The following is a 19,233-nucleotide window of genomic DNA, read 5'->3' as shown; positions in this document are numbered from 1 at the left end:
ATGTGTGAGCATATATTGGAACCGGTATCCATCAATTGTAAATCAACAACAAATAAAAATAAACGAAGATGATCCGGTTAGTTTATCATCAACAAAATGAATTCGTATGAGAAGTGATCAGCTTATAAAAAGGTGCCTGCTTATTATTGCCATCCTTGCACAGTGTTCATTGATGTTACAGGCTCAAAACAAGCAGCCTTATTCGCAGCGCATGACACAAACGGTTATGACTATCTGGAAAGATAGCCTGACAACCGGCGACAAGTGGACTTATGACCAGGGAGTGATTTTGAAAGGCATAGAAGGCGTGTGGCAACAAACAGGCGACAAAAGATACTTCACCTATATACAGCAATGTATGGACAGATATGTTATGCCCGACGGCAATATCCGCACCTATCGGCAAGCTGATTACAATATAGATAACGTATTGTGCGGCCGTAATTTGTTGACGTTATATAAAGTGCTGGGTGCCCAAAAATACTATAAGGCGGCAACGTTGCTGCGTGAACAACTGCGGAAACAACCGCGTGTACCCGAGGGGGGCTTTTGGCATAAAAACCGTTACCCAAACCAGATGTGGCTGGACGGTTTATATATGGGCGAGCCTTTTTATGCTGAATATGCTGCTGCTTTTCATGAAGATACCGCATTTAATGATATAGCCAGGCAATTTATCCTGATGGAAGAAAAGGCCCGCGACACAAAAACCGGGCTGTTGTATCATGGCTGGGATCAAAGTAAAAAAGAACGTTGGGCTAACCCGGAAACCGGTCAGTCGCTTAATTTTTGGGGCCGGGCAATGGGTTGGTATGGGATGGCATTGGTTGATGTGCTTGATTATTTTCCGGCGCAGCATCCCAAACGCGTGGAGTTACTGGCAATACTTAACCGGTTTGTCGCGGCAATTGTTAAATATCAGGATGAAAATTCTGGCTTGTGGTACCAGGTACTTGACAAAAGTGACGCCAAAGGGAATTATCCGGAAGCATCGGCATCATGTATGTTTGTATACACCATGGCAAAAGCGGTGAGGCAGGGATACTTACAGCCAACCTATTTACCCTCCATTCAAAAAGGCTATAACGGAATTATCAAAAAGTTTATTGAAACGGATGCAAATGGGCAGTTGAACCTTAACGGCACGGTGAGTGTATCGGGGCTTGGAGGGAAACCATACCGGGATGGGAGTTACGAGTATTATTTAAGCGAGAAGGTAATAACTAACGATGCTAAAGGTGTCGGCGCATTTATATTAGCCAGTGTTGAGGTAGAGCGCCTGGCCGATGCGCATAGCGGAATAACAAAACCATAATTTCTGGTAGCTGAAAAAATCTTATGAGTATAAGAACTGTGTCGCTGCTAATATGCTTTAGATTTTTAACTTTGATCCACCATGAAATGGATCACGCGTGCCCGTCCTAAAATTGACCGTATTGCCTGCCCCTGGCTCATCAAACGCTTCATTGATCCTGAAGGTGAAATCATCTACGTTCCGTACGAGGAAGTGCTGGCGAAGGCAGCTGAGTTGGATGCTATCCCTTTTGATATTCCCAATGTAGAGTATACCCACTACGAAGATCAATGCACCTTTGATTATTTCCTTAAAAAACACCAGTTAAAGGATGCAGCTTTAAACCGGCTGGCCTCGATAATCAGGGGCGCGGATACCGACCGCCACGATTTTGCGCCGCAATCAGCCGGGTTGGAAGCGGTATTTTCGGGGTTAAGGCATGATATTGCCGATGATCAGCAACTCCTGGCATTAGGCATGGTGATCTACGACGGACTATACAACTGGGCTAAATACCTCCATAAACAAAAACATACAGACGGGCCTGTTGAACAAAGGCTTATAGAGGTTTACCACCAGTACCTCAAAACTAAAGAAGATAAAAAAGCGCCATCCTGGACAAAGGAACTTAAAGAGATGATCCAGGACCAGATCGATACCAATATGAGCCTGAGCCTGCAACAGGCGTCTGAAGAGTTGGAAATCAATCCGGCCTATTTATCCAGGGAGTTTTCCAAATATTTTGAGAATATGAGTTTTGGCGATTATATCCGGAAAATGCGGATTGAAAAAGCCATTAACCTGATGGGGACCACCACCCACAGCTTCACAGAAATTGCTTACCTGACCGGCTTTTCTGATCAGGGCCATTTTTCGAGGATTTTTAAACAGCATACGGGGCAAAGCCCTTCGGAGTATAAAAAAAGCCTGGCCAAAAAGTAAAATCTGTCCAAATGGTAAATTTTATTCAAGCTTTTCCAGTAGATTGTTTATAGCGTTGCAACCATAAATTTATATATAGTGTATTCAAAAACCTATTCGAAATTTTATCAGGCTAAAACCTCAAAAATTATACTGTTGATGCTGGCCATGGGGTTGTTTTGTCAGCAGCTTCATGCACAGCAATCCGGCAGCATTTATCTTGATTCCCTGCTCAGCACGGCGGCCCGTAATTATCCGCTGATTAAAGCCAAACGTTTGCAGACCCAGGGATTGCAATATGCCGTTAAATTACAGCAAAACGGCATCATTCCTTCTATAAATGCATCTTACCAGGTAGATTACGCTACTTACAACAATATTACGGGTATGATTTACCCGCAATACATTACACCTATCAGCGGCCCGCCAAGCAAATCAAATGATTATAAAGGCACGCCAGGAAGTGCCGCAGCTCTGAACCTGCAATGGGAGCCTTTTACCTTTGGGCAGCGTGGAGCAGCCGTTGAATTGGCCAGGGGGAAACTCAAAAACGGGCAAGCCGACGAAACGCTTACCATTTTTCAGCATAAGATATTTGTGATTAATGCCTGGCTCAATTACCTGCTTACTGCCGACCTGGTTAAAGTTTATCAAAGTAATATCAGCAGGGATGCTTATCACCTGAAACAATCGCAGGCTGTTGTATCAAGCGGGTTAAGGCCTGGAACGGATTCATCTACTTTTCACGCCGAACTGGCTAAAGCACAGATCCAACTCATAGCTTTTGAACGCCGAAGGGATTCATGCCTGATCGTTTTAAAAGAACTCACCGGTGGTAACTTACCCGGTACCCCGGTGGCAGATTCTGCGATGTTTAAGAGCCTGCCTGTTGTTCCACTCAATGCTGATGATACTGAACATCCCGAGCTTAGCTTGCAAAAAACCAATGTACTGACCAATGAGTTAACCCTTAAAACCTACAAAAGAAGCCTTTTGCCTAAACTAACTATCTGGAGCGTGGGTTATGGCCGCGGATCAGGCGTAGCCGCCGATGGGGCGGTTAATAATGGTGATGGGTGGCGTTTTGAGCGGTATAATTATGGTATCGGCGCACAGCTTTCTTTTCCTATCATGGAAGTATTTCGACAGAAACCCTTATTCAAACAGCAGCAACTGAATATTGAGGCCAGCCGGGAGCAGCTTAAACAAACCGAACTTCATTTGAATACTGAGCGGGAAATAGCAGATTCCGCTTTAACTAAGTCCATACAATCTGCCCGCCTGGCCCCGGAAGCATTGAAAGCGGCGCGGTACGCCTACCAGGCAATACAATCCCGCTATCAGTCGGGGCTCATCAGTTATTATGATGTGATCCAATCCCTGCAATTGCTCTACCAATCGGAAGCCTCGGTTAAGATCGCTTATTGGGGAGCCTGGAAATCTTTATTAACTAAGGCTGCTTACCAAGGCAATATAGATATCTTTTTAAATCAATACGGAAAATGAATATCATCCAGCTTTTATATGGTTCATTAAGAAAACCGGTAACGATCATTGTCGCGGTTATCGCCATCATTTTCTTTTCCGTAATTTCTATTCGCAATATGCCCGTAGATATTTTTCCAAAACTGGGCACCCCAACCATCTATGTAGCACAAACCTATGGCGGCTTGTCTGCCGAGCAATTGGAAGGTTATATCACTTCTTATTATGAATACCACTTTCTGTATGTTACGGGCATCAAATCGGTTGAAAGCAAGACAATACAAGGCGTAACCCTGCTAAAGCTGAACTTTCATGAGGGTACGGATATGGGCCAGGCCACCGGTGAAGTTGTGGCGATGGTGAACCGGGCAAGGGCATTTATGCCACCGGGTACTATATCTCCCTTTGTTACCCGTTTTGACGGCGGCAGTGTACCGGTAGGGCAACTGGTATTCAGCTCAACGCGCTCCCTGTCTGAAGTGCAGGACCTGGCCTTGTTTAAGGTAAGGCCCATGTTCTCAACCCTGCCGGGTGTTTCCGCTCCGCCGCCGTTTGGGGGTAACCAGAGAACCGTACTCATTAAAGCTGATCCTGATAAATTACGCAGTTATAACGTTACACCCCAGGACCTGGTAACCGCCATTGCCAAGGGGAATGTCATCACCCCCTCGGGTAATATTCGTGTAGGCGACCAAACGTTGATCACGCCGCAAAATACGGTTGTGGAAAACATCCAGGACCTGGCTAATATTCCTATCAAAACAGGCAGCGGCCCGGCTGTTTTTGTACATGATGTGGCCGCTGTAGATAATGGGGCTGATATTACATCAGGTTATGCGCTCATTAACGGTAAACGCTCCGTATATATTCCTGTAACCAAAAGGGCGGATGCTTCCACCTGGGATGTGGTTCAGCGGGTTAAAGCGGCATTGCCGGATATGCAGGCTGCCATACCGCCGGATATCAAAGCGAGCTACGAGTTTGACCAGTCGGGCTATGTCATCAATTCGATAAAAAGTTTAACTACAGAAGGGGTATTGGGCGCCGTGCTCACCGGCCTGATGGTACTGTTATTTCTGCGCGACTGGAGGGGCTCGCTTATTGTAGTGCTTACTATTCCGCTGGCTTTGTTATCAGCAATTATTTGTTTGAAATTATTCGGGCAATCCATCAATATCATGACTTTAGGCGGCCTGGCGCTGGCCGTTGGTATTTTAGTAGATGAAGCTACCGTTACTATAGAAAATATCCATCATCACCAGGAAAAAGGCGAGTCGAAAGGCCGGGCGATACTGGAAGCTTCTAAAGAGATAGCATTACCCAAGCTGTTAATATTGCTATGTATCCTTGCGATATTTTTTCCGGCATTTTTTATGTCCGGTATTCCCAAAGCAATGTTTTTGCCTTTATCCTTAGCGGTAGGTTTGGCCATGATCGCGTCATTCCTGCTTTCACAATCCTTTGTCCCGGTCATGGCCAACTGGCTTTTTAAGGATCATTTGAGCGAAAACGCGAAAGAGGGCGAAAAGATGAGTAAATTTAAAGACCGGCATGGAAAATGGCTGAAAAAAGTCGCCACCGCATCTACATTGATTGTTACGATATACCTGTTGGTATCTGTGGTTGCCGCGGTTTTATTGTTCAATGTTTTAGGAAAAGAATTATTTCCTAAAGTTGATGCAGGCCAATTCCAGGTCAGGGTTCGTTTAGCCGATGGCACCCGTCTTGAGCGTACTGAAACTAAAACCAAAGCATTGCTGACCCTGATAGATAGTTTATCGGGCGGGCAAAAAATAGCCATTACTTCTGCCTTTATCGGCAACCAGGGTTCGTCATACCCTGTTAATGCCATCCACTTATGGACGAGCGGCCCCCAGGAAGCAGTTCTTAAAGTCAATTTCGTGGAGAATGCAGGCATAAATCTCGAAGATTTTAAGGAAACTTTGAGAAAAGAAGTGGTCCTGAAAATACCCGGTATGCAAATTTCCTTTGAGCCGTCGGACCTGGTAGACCAGGTGATGAGCCAGGGCACCAATACCCCTGTACAGATTAGGATATTGGGTAAAAATTTATTACAGGACAGGGATTTTGCGCAGCGGATCCTGGATCAACTACACAAATTGCCATACCTGCGGGATATTACCTATGGCGCACCTCAAAGTTACCCCGCCATGAAACTGGAGTTTGACCGGGTTAGGTTAGGACAATTAGGCTTAACGGTAGATGACGCAAGTAAATCATTGATCGCCGCCACGTCTTCCAGCAGGTTTACCCAGCCCAATTACTGGTTGGATAAAGCTAATGCCACTGCTTACCAGGTGCAGGTTCAGGTGCCGGAGTTTGTCATGAACGACCCTGGTAAGGTAGATAATATCCTATTGGGTTCAAATGGCGGCAAACAGGTGTTTATGCGTGATGTGGCCAGTTGGAAGATGGGTAGGATAGAAGGGGAGTACGACCGTTTAAACCAAAAGCGTTTTATCACGCTTACAGCTAACCTGCATGGCAAATCGTTAGGCGCTGCCATCAGCGACATTGATAAGATTATTGCGGGCTTAGGCAAGTTGCCCGATGGTATGAAGATCCAGCAGCAGGGCCAGGCAGAAGTGTTTCAGCAAACATTTGATGAACTGCAAACAGGTGTCCTGCTGGCCATTGTCGTGATATTCCTGTTGCTGGCTGTTAATTTCCAATCATTCAGGATTTCGCTGATCGTGATCGGTATTATACCAGGCGTATTGACCGGGTGTTTTTTATTGCTGTGGCTAACGGGCAAAACCTTAAACATTCAATCTTACATGGGTTGTATTATGGCCATTGGCGTGGCGGTGGCCAATGCTATCCTGTTTATCATACAGGCGGAAAACTATCGTAAACTAAGAACTGAAAATTCATTTCTGATCGGGATCAGGGACAGGACAAGGCCAATCCTGATGACCGGCCTTGCAATGATTGCAGGTATGGTCCCGATGGCATTGGGAATAGGTGAGGGCGGGGATCAGACCGCACCTTTAGGCATAGCGGTAATAGGCGGGTTATTGTTCGGGTTGCTCTTGAGCCTGTTGATTTTACCGCTGATCTATCATGCCTTAGCCGGCGATCGCCCGGTTAAGTTAATCTCACTTGATCCCGACGATAAGAAAAGCAAATACTTTACCATTACCGAACCAAACGCATGAAAGCATTACATACATATTTAGGATTAGGCCTGTTGCTGGTACTTGGGGCTTGCGGCAGCAATGGCAATAAGACGCCGGTAGCTACGGTGGCGCCGGCAAAACAACCTGTAGAGATCGTTGAGCTTAAAGCCGGTAAAGTGAGCAATAAACTCAGCCTCACCGGAGAAATTATACCAAACGACCGGGCCAATATCTATGCCCGTACAGCCGGTTACGTAAAAGATGTAAAAGCGGACATTGGCAGCACGGTAAGTAAAGGCCAGGTGCTTTGTATCCTGGACGCGCCTGAATTAAAAGCCGGCGAGGCGCAGAGCCGCAGTAATAGCCAGGGGGCTTATTCTAAGTTCCTGTCCAGCAAAAGCATTTATTCACGGTTGTTAAAAGCATCCAAAACACCCGGCGCCATATCAGATAATGAACTGGATATTGCCCGCAACCAAATGAAAACAGATAGCTCCGCTTACGAAGCTTCCAAAGCTGCCAACCAGGCTAACCATGCATTAGAAGATTACCTGGTTATCCGGTCACCATTTAACGGAGTAGTTACCGCGCGTAATATTTTTAAAGGCGATTATGTGGATAATACCGGTAAGATCCTGCTTTTTACTGTAGAGGATAACTCGTTGTTAAGGATCCAGGTCCCGGTACCGGAGGCTTATAATGCCACTAAAATAGAAGATAACCTGGCCTCGTTTACTGTTTCTGCTTTGCCGGGAGTTGTATTTAAAGCCAATCTTGCGCGAAAATCGGAAGCGATCAGCTCAGATACCCGGAGCGAAACATGGGAGTTTAGTTTCCCCAATCAAAAAAAACAGCTTAAGCCCGGTATGTTTGCCCAGATCACCTTAAATGTTGATCGTCCTGATCCTGGCTTTACGGTACCTTACAAGGCTGTTGTAACCACGCAGGAACGCAAGTTTGTGGTGAAACTGGTAAACGGCAAAGCCAATTGGGTAGATGTAAAAACAGGATTTACAGGCAAAGAAAAAGTAGAAATTACCGGTGAGTTGAAAGATGGTGACAAGCTGGTTAAACAAGCTAACGAGGAGATGAAAGAGGGCACAATTCTTCCTGTTAAGCAATAGTTGATTAATGTATTACACCGAGGTTATAAATTAATTCCGGGGTTCCAATCGAAACATTGACAGTAAGCCAATGCATTGACTCAACAGAGCGGACGTTAGCCGAAAACGGCAACGGAACCGTAATACTTTATTCTGATGATTTTAGATACACAATCGGTACTGGTCCTATAAAAGACGGTTTAAAAGACGGCGCCTGGAATGTAACCTTAAACGATACTTTACGCTATGAGGCAACTTATAAAAGCGGCAACGTGATTGCAGGGAACAGCTATGCGAAAAGCGGTAATAAATATTCTTTTAATAAGGAATATACTGCCCCTGAATTTATGGGAGGGCTAAACAAATTCGGAAGCTACCTTGCGAAAAGTATAGTATACCCGCTTGAGGCACGCAATCACAATATACAGGGGCGGGCAATCTTAACCTTTATCGTTGATCGGCAGGGCATCTTACGCGATATTCACTCCGTACAAGGGAACCAAATCCTGGCTCAAGAAGCTCTGCGGGTAATGCGTTTATCCCCACCATGGAAACCTGCCACCAGTTATGGAGTTACTGTCGATGTAATTTGTTCTGTACCAATAAGTTTTTCATTGGCTTATGAACAACACTAAGTTAATTTTAAACCAATCCCAAAACTTTGCTCGTTCTTGCCCTGGTCTCGTCACTCAAAGCCTCGTTACTGGCCAATGACACACCATATGAAGGGATCATCTGTCTGAATTTTTGCTGCCAGGCCTCTGTTTTGACGTGGTTTTTAAAACAGCGTTCGATAAGCTGGATCATAATAGGTACCGAAGTCGAAGCGCCCGGTGAGGCACCTAACAAGGCCGAGATACTACCATCAGCAGAGGTAACCACCTCTGTGCCAAATTCCAGCACACCAGTATGTTTGGCGTCCTTTTTAATAACCTGTACACGCTGACCGGCTATATCCAGGTCCCAATCCCCGGCTTTGGCCGTTGGCATGTAATCTTTAAGTGCGTTAAGCCTGTCGGCAGGCGATTGCATAACCTGAGAAATGAGGTACTTGGTTAAAGGCCAGTTATCGCGCCCTACAGCAAGCAAGGGAAGTATATTGTTTAGTTTAATAGAGCTAAAAAGATCAAGCAATGATCCTTTTTTCAGGAAGCGGGTTGAAAAACCTGCATATGGGCCAAAAAGTAAAGCTCGTTTACCGTCAATCATCCGGGTATCCAGGTGAGGAACCGACATTGGCGGCGAACCAACCGATGCCTTACCATAAACTTTGGCTTCATGTTGTTTTACCACATCGGGGTTGTTACACACCAGCCACTGGCCGCTTACCGGGAAGCCGCCAAAGCCTTTACTTTCCGGGATCCCTGATTTTTGCAGCAAAGGCAAGGCACCACCACCGGCACCAACAAAAACAAATTTGGCATTCAATTTTCTTTTATTGCCTGTGTTCTTGTCTTTCACGGTAATTTTCCAGGTGCCGTCGGCATTGCGTTTAATATTCCTTACATCATGATTAAGGCTTATGTTTACGCCCCCTTTTTGTTTAAGCTCGTCTATAAGCGCACTGGTAAGGCTGCCAAAGTTTACGTCGGTGCCGATATCCATATACGTTGCCGATACTTTTTCATCAGGGTCGCGGCCTTCCATCACCAGCGGGATCCATTTCTTTATTTGAGCCTTATCCTCCGAGTATTCCATCCCTTTAAAAAAGTGATGTTTGGTAAGGGCCTGCTGACGTTTTTTTAGATATTCAACGTTCTCTTCGCCCCAAACAAAGCTCATGTGCGGCACTTTACGGATAAAACTTTGCGGGTTATTTAAAAGGCCCTGTTCAATAAGATAAGCCCAAAACTCCTTACTGGTTTCAAACTGCTCGGCAATTTTAATAGCTTTTTTTATTTCAACGGTACCATCGGGAAGCAGGGGGGTGTAGTTTAATTCACAAAATGCCGAGTGGCCGGTACCTGCATTGTTCATCGGTGCCGAGCTTTCGGCAGCGATAACATCCAGGCGTTCAAAAATTTCAATCGTCAGATCGGGCTGCAGCTCTTTAAGCATTACACCAAGGGTGGCGCTCATAATACCTGCGCCAATTAAAACCACATCAACTGTTAAATTTGAACCTGTACCGCTATTAGTCATTTTATTATGATATCCTGCATATGCCGCAGTGTTATTTATAACAAGGTAAACCTCGTTTTTTAAAATTGTTATGATGGTTTAAGTCCTGCCGCTAATTAACCGGCCCGGCAAAATAAATCAGGCAATTTTAAGAAATTTTTATAGAAAAACTGTCCTTTACCTGTCCATTAAATGCAATAAAATCTATGTTTAAATTGTTTAAACTCAATTTATAGATTAATACCGCATTTGGTATATCAAAATACGATAACACAAAACGGCTAAAATGATGTATATAAGTTAAGAGCTAATTTATAAACCATGATTCTGTTTAAACCAAGTATTTGTTTTTGCGCCTTGGCGATGACCATATTTGCCTGCAAACAAAATAAACCGAAACCTGTATCAAATGATATTTCAAAAACAACAGTTACCGTTGCAGGTAAAAAGGATAGCGTGATCAATAATCCGCGCAAAAAATATGGGGAAGCCACGGTGGGCGATCCATGCGTAAAATGTTTGCTTGCAGTTATTCAGGATAGTAAAAGTTACAAAGAAAGTACTAATGGTATTTCGCCGCAAAGTATAAATTATACCATTAACTGGGTAAAAGCGTCGGCCCCTGCATTAACAACAGACACCAGTAACCAAACCAACGGTATAAGAGTTGACGTAAAGAAAGATGAAGACGGTGAAGACGCGCGTTTATGCTCATATATTTATAACAATACCAACGGTACCATGTACCTGCTCAATAACCAAAATAAATATCAGCATGAAGTGTCAAGCATAACACCTGCTATTCTTAAAAAAATCCGCCATAGTTGTTACTGGGGTGTGGCATCACAATAAGTAGCTTTGCTTTTAGCAGTTAAACATACTTGCCCTTTGCATTTTTCATCATTTTGTAAGCGCCCTTTAAAACATTGATCAGTGCTTCGGTTTTCATGGGCTTGGCAATATAATCGTCCATGCCTTCACTTATACACATATCCCGGTCGTCGGGGCCGGCATTAGCGGTCATAGCAATGATAAAAGGCTGCTTAAAAGCATATTGACGAATATGCCGGGTTGCCTCAAAGCCATCCATCTCAGGCATTTGTACATCCATGAAAATTACATCGAAGGTTGGATTAGCCTTTAGTTTATCGAGCGTTTGATGCCCATTATGGGCCAGTTCAAAACTATAGCCCAGCTTCTCCAACATGCGGCTAATGAGCTTTTGATTAACCGTGTTATCTTCAGCTACAAGTATGCTAAGGGGGTGATCTTTCGCAAAATTTATATCAAGTAATTTATCCGGCTTTGCTTCAGGAGCCGGCGCTTGTTTTTTCCCCTGGAATTCGGCCTGTAGGCTTTTACCCAATTGCGATTGTTTTACTGGCTTAGTTAAAATGGTTGAAAATAAGCCCGGATATTTTTTCTTTGAACCATCGCCTATGGAACTGAGCATAATTACCGGCAATTCTCCATAATTGCTCTTGATTTCCCGGGCCAATCCTACACCATCCATCTCAGGCATTTCCATATCGGTTATAACCAGGTTAAATCCATTATTGGCAGTAAGGATGTCAAGCGCCTGCCTGCCCGAGGCCGCCGCCACCGTTTGGATTCCCCATTGTTCGAGCTGCGTTTGCAGGATAAACCGGTTTGTTTTATTATCATCAATTATAAGTACCTTTTTGCCCTCCAGCTCTTCGGCATTAAAAACAATAGGTACATGTTTGGACTGTTTGTTGCTGATAGTGGCTTTTATGGTGAATACAAAAACAGAGCCCTCTCCATAAACACTTTCAGCCCATATTTCGCCCCCCATTAAGTTTACCAGGCGCTGGCTGATCACAAGGCCAAGCCCGGTGCCTCCATATTTGCGCGTGGTAGATGAATCAACCTGCGAAAACGCATTAAACAAAGTTGTCAATTTATCCTCCGGGATTCCTATACCGGTATCCATCACGCTAAAACCAATCTCAATTTCCTTATCGCCAATATTTTTGGATAAGAATACTTTAATAAATACTTCGCCGCATTCGGTAAACTTAAGTGCATTACCAGTTAAATTAGTGAGCACCTGTTTTAATCTCAAGCTATCGCCAATTACCTGCTGTGGTAGGGCGGGGTCAATCTGGTAAACCAGCTCCAGTTCGCGTTTGGCTGCATTTTGCGAAAAGATATCCATCACCTCTTCGATACACTGGCGCAGGTCAAAATCTTCCTGCTCCATTTCCATCTTTCCTGATTCGATTTTGGAGAAATCAAGGATATCATTGATCACATTTACCAAACTATCACCGCAGGAAATAATGGTATCCGTATAATCACGTTGCTCGGCATTCAGTTCAGTTTCGCCCAGTAGCGAGGCCATGCCAATAACGCCGTTCATGGGCGTCCTGATCTCATGGCTCATGGTAGCTAAAAATATGCTTTTGGCCTGGTTAGCTTTATCAGCTTCTTCCCGGGCCTCACGTTCCTGTTCTTTTTGCAGTTGCAGCTCTTCCGATTGGGAAAGCAGTTCTTCGTTCAAAGCCTGTAACTCTTCTGACTGATTTTGGAGTTCGGCATTTAAGGTCTGCAGGTTTTCGGACTGTGTTTTCAACTCTTCCGATTGTTGCAGTACCTCGGCGGTACGTTCGCTGACCTGCTTTTCAAGCAGGTTTTTTTGTTTAACTATAGCATTTACTTTATAGCGATAAAATGCATAAATGGCCGTAACAATCAGCAAGATCAGCAAACTGATAAACCACCAGGTAAGCCAGAAAGGCGGAAGCACAGTAACATTCAGGCTTACCTGCCGGATAGACCATTTACCATCGGCGCTGCGGCTTTTCACCCTGAATACATAATTTCCGGCCGGCAGATTGGTATACGTGGCCGTGTTTTTATTGCCTACATAATTCCATGCTTTATCAAAGCCTTCGAGTAAATAAGCATACGTTCCCTTGTTGCTTAGGGCAAAGTCCATAGATACATATTCAAACGATATAACCGATTGATCATGCGTTAAGGTTATTGATTTTGTTTCAGAAATATCTTCTTTCAGGGGCGAAGGATCATCGCTGTTTTGAGCTACGCGGATAGATTTGTTATAAATCTGAAAATCGGTAAGTACCAGTGGAGGGTTATATATATTTTCATGGATATTTTCAGGATTAAACATATTAAACCCGTTAACCCCGCCAAAGTACATGGTGCCATCATGACTTTTTACAGCCGAGTGAGGTTTAAACTCGTCGGCCTGTAAACCATCCTCAATGGTGAAATTTCTGAATTGGTTAGTTTTAGGATTGTATTTGGAAATGCCTTTATTAGTACTGATCCATAAATTACCGCTGTTATCTTCTTCAACCGCGTACGCATAATCATTGGGAAGGCCATCCTTTGCTTTAAAGTTTGTAACCTTACCTGTAGCAGGATTTAAGCGATAGATACCGCCGTAAGTGCAGATCCAGATATTACCCAGGTGATCTTCAAAAAGGTCGAGCGCTGTGTTGTTGCCTACCGCGCTGTTCAGTTTTTCGTATTGTACCGGTTTAAATGAATCAGTTGCAGCATCATACAGGTTTACGCCTCCATCATTAGTGCCCACCCAAAGGTTACCTTTCGAATCGCCAAGCAGCGAATTGATATTATCGCTGCTTATGCTTTTGGGGTTATTGGTTTTATGGCGGTAATGAATAAATTTATTGGTTTTAGGGTCAAATAAATCAAGCCCTGTCCCAAGCGTGCCAAACCATAGTTTTCCATCAAGTGTTTTGGTTATGGCATAAATGTTATTGCCGCTTATGCTTGTACTGTCGTCCGGGTTGTGTTTAAATGTCCTGAACCTGCGGGTTTGCGGGTTCATCATGCTTACGCCATCGCCCCAGGTGCCAATCCACAGGTTATTTTTCGCATCTTCCTGTATAGTCAAAACATAGTTGCCGCAAATACTGGCATTGTCGTTTTTGTTGTTTTTATAAACCTTAAACTCACCCTTCTCAGGGTTGAAAAGATTGAGGCCGCCGCCATCTGTGCCTTGCCATATGTTGTTATTTTTGTCTTCGTAAATGCTTAATACAAAGTTATTTGACAGACTATTTGGCTGGGCGCCGTGCTTGTAATGTATGAAGTTTTCGCTTGTTTTTTTATAAAAGTTAAGGCCTGATGCAAATGCAGCGATCCATATATTCCCGCTCTTATCTTTCAGGATCACATCTACCGAGTTATTAGCAATACTGCTGTTATCTACATCATCCTCAAAATGGTTGTTAAATTTTCCTTCGGCATAATTAAAAATACTTAACCCGCCGTTTTCCGTACCTATCCACAAGTTATGATTACTGTCTTCGACCATGCATTGCACCGTGTTGTACGAAAGGGAATTATTATCGTGCGGATCATTCTTATAATGAGTAAAAGTTTGGGTTGCCGGATTAAACAAATTAAGGCCCCCATCACTCACCCCAACCCATAAACGATGATCGCTATCCTCCAAAATAGCATTGACCTTGTTGGCTGATATAGAAGAGGAGATGCTTTCATCATGATCAAAGCGGGTAAAATCACCGCTTTGAGGCTTATAAAGATTTAGTCCGCCGTAGGTTGTGCCCACCCATACCTTATTTTGACTGTCCACATAAACTGTACGGACATTGTTATCGCTTAAACTGGTTGCATCGGCTGCATTATACCGGTAATGGGTAAACTTTTTTTTCGCGATATTAAACTGATCAAGACCTTCTTTTTGATTCGAGATCCACAGGTTTCCGCTTTTATCAAGCGCTATCTTAACTAAAATATCGCTCGCAATTGAATTGGTATTGTTTCGGTTATGGCGATAATGGATAAAACGATCAAGTTTACGGTCGTACATGTTTAATCCCCCGCCGCTGGTCGAGATCCACAGGTTTCCGTTTTTGTCCTCGAGTACATCCTGAACAAAGCTGTTGCTGATACTGTTAGTATCGTTAATGATGTTTTTAAAAACTTTGAATTTGTTACCGTCATAACGGTTAAGACCGTCGCGCGTGCCCACCCATATAAAGCCGCGGCTATCCTGCATAATGCAATTGATGTTTAACTCAGAAAGCCCTTCACGGCTGCCGATATGCTGAAAATGAATGGGGCGTTTTTGTGAGAACGCGCATAACGAAATAGCTTGCAACAATAAAACAAGATAACACTTATAGCTATTCATTAAAATATTTTTGGGCAAATTGAAGAAGTGGTTTAACCGTGCATGATTGGCTGCATTAAATTTAATAAAATTTACCGTTTATTAAATATCAGCTAATATCATTTACTATTTAAACGAGATGGTAACAAATTTTGTTATACCATTTTAACAAAACAAACATTTACTTTTGCCATATGCAGCAACAGCCCAATAACCCATTACATGGCAAAACACTTGAGAGGATCCTTAATGAACTGGTAGCTCACTTTGGCTGGAAAGAACTTGGCATACGGATCAGGATCAACTGTTTTAACGATGATCCAAGTATAAAATCAAGCCTCAAATTTTTGAGAAAAACCGATTGGGCAAGGAAAAAGGTAGAAGAGTTGTATTTGGAGATAGTGTGATACTCATAAAAAGAAAGTTATGTTGAATTTGTTTCAACATCCCACTCACCGGGCAACCATGCTGAGCAAGTCGTCTGCCTATCCCGAGAGGTGCCAAAACAAATCACTCATGAGATGTTTAAAACGGGGGGCATGCTGAGCCCAGTCGAAGCATGGTGGGCAGGCCTCTGCGCGCGACCCTTCGACAGGCTCAGGGTGACAGCCCCTCTCTTTGTTTGATATCATTTTACGTTCGCAGATTCCAACTTTTTCTTACTCAGCATGATGTAAGGGCGATGGATATGCCATGGTACAGCCTTTTACCCGTGCTTTTTCTTCTTGTTCATTTTGGCCTTGGTACTGGCGCTTAAATTATAAGTTTTGGCATTCGACGCTTTCTTTTCATGAAAAGCTTCGCCAACGCCTGCTGGTTTAACATCTTCCTTAGCATCCGCTTTTTTAGGCTTCGACTCGGTTACTATCATCAGGTCATCCGGCAGCTCGGCTACTGGGATTTTATTCCCTATCATCTGCTCAATCTTTTTTACCTGGCTCAACTCGATATCAGTAGCAAAGGTCATGGCCAGCGTTTCTTCCTTATCGTCAGGATTAGGATTTGCCACACGACTAATAAACAGTTCATTATCTGTAGGCAAATCAAAATGGATCAGGAAGGGGATACCGCTCAGGTTAAGGTTTTCGTCATTTTCGTTAGTCACGATCAGGATTCTTGCACCCGCTTCGGCTTTAAACTCTTGAATGGTTTTGAACCCCTTTGAGTCGAAAAACTTAGGGTTTAAATATGCTACACCGGTACGTAAACGGCTTTTAAGGCTTTGAAAAAGCTTTTCGGCGGTTGTTTGGGTGTTTACGAATACAATGGTTTTAGTAAACAGCTCTTCATCGTACATGAATAAATTGAGCAGGTTTAGCTTCGTGCCAAAGTTTGGTACGTTATATAAAAGCTGCTCATGGGTTTCAATTGCCGTTTCGCCCAGTTCCTCAATCTCAATTGTAGCCGGTTGCCTCATGAAAGGATCAAGCATTTTTTCGAGTTTGGCGTGCAACACCTCGGTAAACACCAGGTGTTGGCCCTTGTCAATACTGTTAGCCAGTTCAACAACCGGCAATTGCAAACCTTTTTTTACAATCTGGTCGGCATCATCTATCACCAGCAAATCAACCTTATTTAAATTTAAGGCCAGTTTAAGATAGATGGCCCTCGCCCTGTCGGGAGTGGCTACAACAATGTCGGCACCGTCGGCAAGCTCATCCATCTGGCTTTCAAAGCCAGGGGTGACGTACAGGCCAACTATGCGGATAGATTTATTTTTGTTAAGCCTGTCAAACTGTTCTATAACAGCAAACACTTGTTCCTTTTCCGGCACAAGCACCAATACACGCGGAACGCCTTCGGGGGCATAGTTAAAGCGGTTTAATACGCCTAATACATAAGTGGTGGTTTTTCCGCTGCCTTCAGGGCCAATGGCAATAATGTCCTGCCCGCCAATAATGCGGTTGATGGTTTTAAGCTGGAGCTCTTTAGGGTTTGCAAAACCGGCTTCGTTAACCGAACGCAATAATTGTTTGTTAAGCTTCAATTTATCAGACCACGCCATCAGGATACTTATTAAAATTTAAAATGAGGGTGCAAAAGTACCAAATTAACGCGTCATATTTTTAAAAATCAGCAGATAAGGCAGGGGAACTGCATCTAAATATTTAGCGGCGACGATTTGTTATAAGATCGCTAACGATATAAGGTTATGATCTTGATGAGCAATCAGTATCAAATGATACTTGTTTTAGGGCCTGATCGCGGTTAATGTCCCTGATTTCATATGTACCTGCTTTTGCCGATAACCAGCACAAACATTCGGACATGTTTAAGTGCTCAAAACATCAGTTAGTGTAACCCTTGCTTCGGCTTAAGTGTCTTAATGTTAGTTATTTAAACGCGTTTTATTTAAAAAGTGTTAACCCTGTTAACCCCCATTTACATACGTTTGCCATGGCAAATAAATGTTATAGGGGGTACCAGTCTGTACTGTTGAGCAGTGAAAATGCCGACCGCGGTTCAAGATCAAGGTAACGATAAGTTACTTTTGAAAGATACAAGCCCTGGGGGTGTGCCGGAATAATGATTTTGGGTGTTTGTTTGTTGGCAATATAAAACTCAAATTCATCTGTGCTCATCTGTCCTTTGCCAATTTCAAGCAGGCGGCCAACAGTGATCCTGATCATCTTATATAAAAAGCGATTGGCAGTAATGTTGAATCTGAGTTTGCTTCCATTGCCGTCGATATAAAGCCCTGCAGATTTTACGTGGCAAATCGTGTGCTCAATCCTGTCGGGCGTTTTGCATAAGGCGCGGAAGTCGGTGTAATGAGGCAGGATGGAAACAGCCTTTTTCATTGCATCCAAGTCAAGATCCTGATACGGATAAAGTGAACTGAAGTTACTAAGAAATGGGTCTTTATAATTATGGATGAAATAATCATAGGTACGGATTACGCCATCAAAACGGGCATGCGGATCGCCCTGCATCGGGATAATATCGAATACAGCAATATCATCCGGCAGCAGTTTGTTAAGGCGAAATAGCAGGTCGAAATCTAAATTATCAGGAATATCTGCGTGAAAAAAATACTGACTTGCATGTACCTTGGCATCGGTACGGCCGCAACCATTAATGGCAACAGGTTGTTTCAGGATTTTGGAAAGGGCCGTTTCAATCACCTCCTGCACCGTAATTGCTTTTGAAAGTTTTTGCCAGCCCGAATACCTGGCGCCATGATAACCTATATGAAAAAAGTGCCGCCTTGTTGATTTAAGCATAGTTTTCAAAAATGCAGATTATTTTAAAAATCGTGTATAAAACAAAAGCCCAATGTAATTAAACACCGGGCTTAATGTATATAAAACAATTGTTTATACTTTTTTTGGAGGCAGATCAAATGCGATAGCGTTATGCTCGAAATGGCCTTTGTGCGAACCATCACAAAATGGTTTGTTTGCTGATAAGCCGCAACGGCAAATAGAAACCACAGTACGGCCCTGTAAGCCGTAAGCGTTGCCCTGCATATCAACAATTTCAAAATCGCCTTCTATTTTAACCGAACCGTTATTATTAATGGTAAGTTTAGTTTTCTCCATGTGTTAAATTTTGGCCAAAGTTAAAACTTGACAAGCCGCCAAAATTGTTTATTTGTTATTTAGAAGTGTTCCTGATTGGACAAAACAAGAGAGTGCGGATTAATTTAGTTGAATGACTGGTTAAACGCTACAAGCACCTGCAAAAACACGTCCCTGTCGAGTGCAAAGGAGGAAGGCTGTTCGGGTTTTAACGGTCTGCCATTTTTTATTTTAAGCGGAAATAACGCTATGAAATCACGGATACTGATTTCATACCTTAGCATAGGATCGCGGCGATGGATTTCTTCCAGCCTCATCTCAAAAAGGGAAACGCTTAGCGGGTCTGCAATCATTACCCAAAATTAATATTTGTTTACCGCTCTGCACTGAAACACCGGCCATAAATGACAAACTTATGATCTGAAAAAATCCCTGCCGGTAACCATTCCGCATAAATTTGTGATACAGGCTACCGCCTGCTACATCATAAAAC

Annotated in this window: 14 protein-coding genes; 8 read left to right on the top strand and 6 right to left on the bottom strand. The window is 43.4% G+C overall.

All coding sequences use genetic code 11. The features are described 5' to 3' along the window. Positions 1 to 106: 106 nt before the first annotated feature. From BLP33_RS05825 to BLP33_RS05800, 6 genes are all read left to right on the top strand, one after another. A complete protein-coding gene (locus BLP33_RS05825; RefSeq protein ID WP_254780063.1) occupies positions 107 to 1,315 on the top strand; it encodes a glycoside hydrolase family 88/105 protein in 1,209 nt (402 codons plus the stop codon). Between the two features lie 81 nt (positions 1,316 to 1,396). Further along, positions 1,397 to 2,236 (top strand): chromate resistance protein ChrB domain-containing protein, encoded by an 840-nt coding sequence (locus BLP33_RS05820; RefSeq protein WP_090525779.1) that lies wholly within the window; start codon positions 1,397 to 1,399, stop codon positions 2,234 to 2,236. Between the two features lie 78 nt (positions 2,237 to 2,314). Further along, positions 2,315 to 3,721, top strand: coding sequence for a TolC family protein (locus BLP33_RS05815; protein ID WP_090525778.1), 1,407 nt, complete (start codon positions 2,315 to 2,317; stop codon positions 3,719 to 3,721). Continuing rightward, positions 3,718 to 6,879: an efflux RND transporter permease subunit gene (locus tag BLP33_RS05810; protein ID WP_090525777.1), complete on the top strand. Its 3,162-nt coding sequence runs from the start codon at positions 3,718 to 3,720 to the stop codon at positions 6,877 to 6,879. The genes BLP33_RS05815 and BLP33_RS05810 overlap by 4 nt, the downstream gene beginning before the upstream one ends. Next, positions 6,876 to 7,964, top strand: a complete 1,089-nt coding sequence (locus BLP33_RS05805; protein WP_090525776.1) for an efflux RND transporter periplasmic adaptor subunit — start codon at positions 6,876 to 6,878, stop codon at positions 7,962 to 7,964. The genes BLP33_RS05810 and BLP33_RS05805 overlap by 4 nt, the downstream gene beginning before the upstream one ends. A 56-nt stretch (positions 7,965 to 8,020) precedes the next feature. Further along, complete coding sequence (locus BLP33_RS05800; protein WP_090525775.1) at positions 8,021 to 8,578, top strand: energy transducer TonB; 558 nt, start codon at positions 8,021 to 8,023, stop codon at positions 8,576 to 8,578. Positions 8,579 to 8,585: 7 nt separating this feature from the next. Here BLP33_RS05800 and BLP33_RS05795 read toward each other — a convergent pair whose 3' ends face one another. Continuing rightward, positions 8,586 to 10,085, bottom strand: coding sequence for a malate:quinone oxidoreductase (locus tag BLP33_RS05795; RefSeq protein WP_090525774.1), 1,500 nt, complete (start codon positions 10,083 to 10,085; stop codon positions 8,586 to 8,588). Positions 10,086 to 10,385: 300 nt separating this feature from the next. Here BLP33_RS05795 and BLP33_RS05790 point away from each other — a divergent pair, with 300 nt between their 5' ends. After that, positions 10,386 to 10,916: a hypothetical protein gene (locus BLP33_RS05790; protein ID WP_139159938.1), complete on the top strand. Its 531-nt coding sequence runs from the start codon at positions 10,386 to 10,388 to the stop codon at positions 10,914 to 10,916. A 19-nt stretch (positions 10,917 to 10,935) separates the two neighbouring features. Here BLP33_RS05790 and BLP33_RS05785 read toward each other — a convergent pair whose 3' ends face one another. Further along, entirely contained in the window at positions 10,936 to 15,240 is a 4,305-nt protein-coding gene (locus BLP33_RS05785; protein WP_090525772.1) for a hybrid sensor histidine kinase/response regulator, read from the bottom strand. Positions 15,241 to 15,413: 173 nt separating this feature from the next. Between BLP33_RS05785 and BLP33_RS05780 the strand changes: the two genes are divergently transcribed. Continuing rightward, complete coding sequence (locus BLP33_RS05780) at positions 15,414 to 15,626, top strand: VF530 family protein (protein ID WP_090525771.1); 213 nt, start codon at positions 15,414 to 15,416, stop codon at positions 15,624 to 15,626. Between the two features lie 299 nt (positions 15,627 to 15,925). Here BLP33_RS05780 and BLP33_RS05775 read toward each other — a convergent pair whose 3' ends face one another. From BLP33_RS05775 to BLP33_RS05760, 4 genes are all read right to left on the bottom strand, one after another. After that, the gene (locus BLP33_RS05775) at positions 15,926 to 17,224 is read right to left on the bottom strand and encodes a DEAD/DEAH box helicase (RefSeq protein WP_090525770.1); all 1,299 of its coding nucleotides are present in this window, start codon (positions 17,222 to 17,224) and stop codon (positions 15,926 to 15,928) included. A 406-nt stretch (positions 17,225 to 17,630) separates the two neighbouring features. Beyond that, complete coding sequence (locus tag BLP33_RS05770) at positions 17,631 to 18,443, bottom strand: tRNA pseudouridine synthase A (protein ID WP_090525769.1); 813 nt, start codon at positions 18,441 to 18,443, stop codon at positions 17,631 to 17,633. 93 nt (positions 18,444 to 18,536) lie between these two features. Further along, positions 18,537 to 18,761 (bottom strand): CDGSH iron-sulfur domain-containing protein, encoded by a 225-nt coding sequence (locus BLP33_RS05765; RefSeq protein ID WP_090525766.1) that lies wholly within the window; start codon positions 18,759 to 18,761, stop codon positions 18,537 to 18,539. A 104-nt stretch (positions 18,762 to 18,865) separates the two neighbouring features. Continuing rightward, positions 18,866 to 19,093, bottom strand: coding sequence for a hypothetical protein (locus BLP33_RS05760; protein ID WP_139159937.1), 228 nt, complete (start codon positions 19,091 to 19,093; stop codon positions 18,866 to 18,868). Positions 19,094 to 19,233 lie beyond the last annotated feature (140 nt).

The organism is Mucilaginibacter sp. NFR10 (assembly GCF_900100445.1).
Classification (GTDB): Bacteria; Bacteroidota; Bacteroidia; order Sphingobacteriales; family Sphingobacteriaceae; genus Mucilaginibacter; species Mucilaginibacter rubeus.
Note: the sequence above shows the minus strand (reverse complement) of the source record. Positions and strands in the feature narration are given on the sequence as shown.

Excerpts from the sequence above, each read along its gene's own strand:
- BLP33_RS05785 (WP_090525772.1), bottom strand. The coding sequence starts at position 15,240 with ATGAATAGCTATAAGTGTTATCTTGTTTTATTGTTGCAAGCTATTTCG.
- BLP33_RS05805 (WP_090525776.1), top strand. The coding sequence starts at position 6,876 with ATGAAAGCATTACATACATATTTAGGATTAGGCCTGTTGCTGGTACTT.
- BLP33_RS05825 (WP_254780063.1), top strand. The coding sequence starts at position 107 with ATGAGAAGTGATCAGCTTATAAAAAGGTGCCTGCTTATTATTGCCATC.
- BLP33_RS05765 (WP_090525766.1), bottom strand. The coding sequence starts at position 18,761 with ATGGAGAAAACTAAACTTACCATTAATAATAACGGTTCGGTTAAAATA.
- BLP33_RS05810 (WP_090525777.1), top strand. The coding sequence starts at position 3,718 with ATGAATATCATCCAGCTTTTATATGGTTCATTAAGAAAACCGGTAACG.
- BLP33_RS05770 (WP_090525769.1), bottom strand. The coding sequence starts at position 18,443 with ATGCTTAAATCAACAAGGCGGCACTTTTTTCATATAGGTTATCATGGC.
- BLP33_RS05780 (WP_090525771.1), top strand. The coding sequence starts at position 15,414 with ATGCAGCAACAGCCCAATAACCCATTACATGGCAAAACACTTGAGAGG.
- BLP33_RS05820 (WP_090525779.1), top strand. The coding sequence starts at position 1,397 with ATGAAATGGATCACGCGTGCCCGTCCTAAAATTGACCGTATTGCCTGC.
- BLP33_RS05795 (WP_090525774.1), bottom strand. The coding sequence starts at position 10,085 with ATGACTAATAGCGGTACAGGTTCAAATTTAACAGTTGATGTGGTTTTA.
- BLP33_RS05760 (WP_139159937.1), bottom strand. The coding sequence starts at position 19,093 with ATGATTGCAGACCCGCTAAGCGTTTCCCTTTTTGAGATGAGGCTGGAA.
- BLP33_RS05775 (WP_090525770.1), bottom strand. The coding sequence starts at position 17,224 with ATGGCGTGGTCTGATAAATTGAAGCTTAACAAACAATTATTGCGTTCG.
- BLP33_RS05790 (WP_139159938.1), top strand. The coding sequence starts at position 10,386 with ATGATTCTGTTTAAACCAAGTATTTGTTTTTGCGCCTTGGCGATGACC.